At 45.4% G+C, this 4,609-nt stretch carries 3 protein-coding genes; all 3 read right to left on the bottom strand.

Translation table 11 applies throughout. The features are described from left to right. Positions 1-778: F-box protein (locus KDK19_RS13715; RefSeq protein ID WP_257292179.1), on the bottom strand; the 778-nt coding region annotated here is incomplete at its 3' end. A gap of 155 nt (positions 779-933) precedes the next feature. Beyond that, positions 934-2,667, bottom strand: a complete 1,734-nt coding sequence (locus KDK19_RS13710) for an F-box/WD40 repeat-containing protein (protein WP_257292178.1) — start codon at positions 2,665-2,667, stop codon at positions 934-936. A gap of 280 nt (positions 2,668-2,947) precedes the next feature. Continuing rightward, on the bottom strand, positions 2,948-4,609 hold a 1,662-nt coding region (locus tag KDK19_RS13705), incomplete at its 5' end, for a WD40 repeat domain-containing protein (protein WP_257292177.1).

The raw sequence follows: 4,609 nt of genomic DNA, 5'->3' as shown, positions 1-4,609 counted from the left end.
ACCGGAGCGTAGTGTTATCAGAAATGGTGATTTTTTCTTCCCATGATCCATCGTCTCCCAGATCACAGATTTTCGCTTTGCCATAAGGAGAGGCAGTCACCAGATGACGGCTATCGGGACTGAAGTTGGCTGATTTGATGAATCTTTTATGGCAAATAGTGTTTTTCTCTTCCCATGATCCACCGGCCTTCTGACTATGGATTTTCGCTACATTATCCGCAACGGTCATTACATGGCGGCTATCGGGGCTGAAATTGCCGCCCTTGATGTGGTACTTCTGGGATATTTTGGCTTTTTCCACTAACTCAAACTGTTCACATTGAGACATCCGTTGACTGTTGGTAAAAAGGAGCAGAGCGGGAAAGTAAGCATTATTTCGTTGTTTTACGAGTGACTCGACAGCCTCCTTATTCACAATCGGCTTCAACCAATCACAGAGTTGTTGATCATCTTTTGCCGTAATGAGGGTCTTGAGTTGATATTGGTGTGGTTCAGGGAACCGTCGAAACCATGCGCTTTCCACAGCCCTGTCCTGTTTTACAAGAGTGTGAAGATATTTGCATACCTTTGCTAAACGGGTAACCCCTCGAAAATCCAGGCAGCGAATGATTTTGGAATGAATCTCTACGGGTAAATGGAAGAATGCAGGTTCAATGCTGTTTTGTACAGTCACCTCCCTGCTCACACTGACACCTCTTGGTGTTTCCTTCAGTCGAGTTTGCTTCAAGGTTGACGAGAGTGAAGCGTCAATGCTGGAATGGCTGTTCGTGAAATGCATGTCTGTGCCTTAAAAGTTAGTATTTATCCTCGGTTAGAAAGGACATTTAAATGGATTGAAAGCTTAGAACCGATTTCAGAGTGAAAGTTCAAAACATTGAAGTCAGTGAAACTCAGCAAAAACAGCGCCCTGATCCGGGAAAACGCTTCGCACGTTCATTTCTGCAAAAGTGCTTCTAATGGTTCCCTGCTTTTAGAGGGTTTTATGCTCATTCGATCATCCATTGTTCCTCCCTTTCTTAGTTCAGTGATTCTCACCTTCATATCTGCACTGACGGTCAAAGCATACCGACCATCGGCGCTGAAGGTGGCTATGACGACTGCACTATTGTGTTGAATGGTGGCTTTTTCTACCCATGATCCATTAGCCACCAGACCAACAATTTTTGCCGTTTTGTCGTAACTGGCGGTCACAACAAGGCAACCATCGGGACTGAAGGTGGCTGAATGGACGCGATCATTGTGAACAATGGTTTTCTTTTTTACCCATAATCCCTCGCCATTGCGGCCATAGATGTTTGCCGTTCCATCATGACTGGCAGTCACCACATGGCGAGCATTGGCGCTGAAGTTGGCCGAGGTGATCGCCACCTCGTGTGGAATAGCAGCTTTTATTAACCATGATCCACTGTCTTGGAGACTATAGATTTTTGCCGTGCCATCCTCACTTTCGGTCACCACATGGCTGCCATCGAGGCTGAAGTTGGCTGAGTAGACAAAATCACGATGAGAAATTACGGCTGCCTTTTGCCATGAACCATCGTCTTGCAGGTTATAAATTTTCGCCTTACGATCTTCACTAGTGGTTACCAGATGATGACTGTTAGCATCGAAGGTAGCTGAGAGGATCCCACCCTCATGGGTAATGTTAGCTTTAACTTCCCATGATCCGTCTTCCTCCTCACTATAGATTTTTGCAGTCTTGCCAAAACTGAAGATCAGCGCATGACGGCCATCGGGGCTCAAACTGGCATACCTGATCAGAGCATTATGTTTAATCGTGGCTTTTTTTTCCCATGATCCATCGGTCTCCTGGCCATAAATTTTCAATATCCCCGAAGCGGCGGTCACTGATAAGCGGCCATCAGCAGTGAAAGTAGCCGATTTAACCATTTCATCATGGGCTATGGTGGTTTTTACTTTCCATGATCCATCGTCCTTCTGGCCATAGATTTTTGTAGTCTTAATGCTATCGCCACCGGCGATCAATAAACTATGGCCATCGGAGCTGAAGCTGGCTGACTGGACCAAAGCATTATTATTAATAGTGGCTTTTACTTTCCATGACCCATCGGCCTCCTGGTCACAGATGTTCACCGTTTTATCGCGACTGACGGTCACCAGGTGACAGCTATCGGCACTTAAGGTGGCTATGTAGATACCTTTAAGATGGGTAATTTCGGTTTTTGTCTCTAAGCTCAATGTTTCACATTGAGACATCAGTTTACTTTTGGTGAAAAGAATCAGGGCAGGAAAATAAGCGTTATCTCGTTTTTTTACGAATGACTCGACAGTGCCCGAATTCGCAAACGGACTCAACCAATCACGGAGTTGTTGATCATCTTTCGAAGTAAAGATGGTCTTCAATTGATATTGGTGTGTTGAAGGAAACCGACGATACCATGCTCTTTCCAGAGCTTTATCTTTTTTAACAAGACCGTGAAGATATTTGCATACCTTTGCCAAGGCGGCAATCTCCCGAAAACCCAAATAGCGCATAATCATGGACTGTGTTAAGTCGGGCAAATTGAGGAATGAAGGTTCATTTTTGTCATTTACAATAACGTCCCTGCCTGCACTGACACCTGTTGGTGTTTCCTCCAATCGGGGCTGCTCAGATTCTGGCGTGAGTGAACCGTCAATGGTGGAATTGCTGCTAGTAGAGTACATGCCTGTTCCTTTAAAGCTCCAAGGTCGGTATTTATCCTCGGTTAGAAAGAATATTTAAGATTGATTGAGGGCTTAGACCCGGTTTGAGAGTGAAAGTTCATAACATTGAGCTCAGTGAACCCAAGCAAAAGCAGGGCCCTGATCCGGGAAAATAACAGTAAGACACTTTTCCATTGAGAGCCCGCTGCAAATAACGCTGTTTTTAAATCGGTTATCATCAAAAACACGCTTAATTGCCGGTCGTTTTAGAGACAGATTGTACAAAAAATGATTACTCGCTTTACACGTTCATTTCTGAAAAAAGCGCTTCTGATGGTTCCCCGCCTTTAGCGGGTTTTATGCTCATCCGATCATCAACCGTTCTTCCCTTTATTAGTTCAGTAATTCTCGCTTTGTTATCTTCGCTGATGGTCAACACATATCGGCCATCGGCATTGAAGGTGGCTGAGGTGACTGCACTCTCGTGTTGAATGGTGGTTTTTTCTACCCATGATCCATCAATCCACAGACCATAAATTTTTGCCGTGTGATCTCTGCTGGCGGTCACCACAAGGCTACCATCGGGACTGAAGATAGCAGATATGAGCTGATCCTGGTGGGCGACGGTGGCCTTTTTTACCCATGATCCATCGCCCTTCCTGGTATAGATTTTCGCCGTTTTATCATGACTGGCGCTCACCAAATGGCAGCCATCGGCGCTAAAGGCGGCTGAGATGACCGCCCCATTGTGTTGAATGATGGTTTTTTTTTCCCATGATCCACCATCCTCCCAGCCATAGATTTTTGCCGTGTTATCTTCACTGGCGGTCACCACATGGCGGCCATCGACGCTGAATTTGGCGGAGTGGAGCAAATGATCATGGGAAATGGTGATTATTTCTTGCCATGATCCATCCTCCTGCAGGTCACATATTTTCGCTGCCCCATCAACACTCATGGTTACCAGATGACGGCAGTCGGCGCTGAAGCTGGCTGATCTGACATGATTATTGTGGGTAATGGTGGCTTTTACTACCCATGAATCACTGTCATCCTGACTATAGATTTTCAGAGTGTAATTTCTACCGACGACCACCACATGACGGCTATCGGCGCTAAAGCAGGCCAACTTGACCAGACTTCCATGGTTAATGGCGGCTTCTGCTTCCCATAACCCATTGTCCTTCTGGCCGTAGATTTTTATGGTGTGACCTATATCGGCAACCACCACACGACGACCATTGGGGCTCAGGCTGGCGAACCAGATCTGAGCATTGTGATTAATAGTGGCTTTTTCTTCCCATGATCCATTGGTCTGCAGGCCATAGATTTTTATCCTACTATCGAGACTGGCGGTCAGCACAGTGCGGCCATCAGCACTGAAGGTGGCTGAATTAACTAATCCAGCATGGATAATGATGGTTTTTTCTTTCCATGATCCATCGTCCTTCTGGCCGTAGATTATTGCCGTCTCAAGATTATTTCCACCGGCAATCAACAAATGACGGCCATCGTAACTGAGGCTGGCCGATAAGATGCGACCATGATGGTTGATACTGGCTTTCTCATTCCATGATCCATCGGTCTTCTCTCCACAGATTTTCACCGTATTATCCAAACTGGCGGTCATCAAGTATCGGCTATCGAAGCTTAAGATGGCTTTCCGGATAGAGGCAGGATGGGTTATTTCGGCTTTTGTCTCTAACTTGAATCTTTTACATTGAGACATCAGTTTACTTTTGGTGAAAAGGGACAGAGCAGGAAAAAAAACATTATTTCGTTTTTTTACCAGTGACTCGACAGTGCCCGCATTGGCAAACGGTTTCAACCAATCACTGAGTTGTTGATCATCTTTTGTTGTAAAGATGATCTTTAGTTGATACTGATGTGTTGAAGGAAAACGACGATACCACGCTCTTTCCAGAGCTTTATCTTTTTTTACAAGCTCGTGTAGATGTTTGCA

This window comes from Endozoicomonas sp. ONNA1 (assembly GCF_024606325.1).
Classification (GTDB): domain Bacteria; phylum Pseudomonadota; class Gammaproteobacteria; order Pseudomonadales; family Endozoicomonadaceae; genus Endozoicomonas_A.
Note: the sequence above shows the minus strand (reverse complement) of the source record. Positions and strands in the feature narration are given on the sequence as shown.

Coding starts and splice junctions, on each gene's coding strand:
- KDK19_RS13710 (WP_257292178.1), bottom strand. CDS start 2,667: ATGTACTCTACTAGCAGCAATTCCACCATTGACGGTTCACTCACGCCA.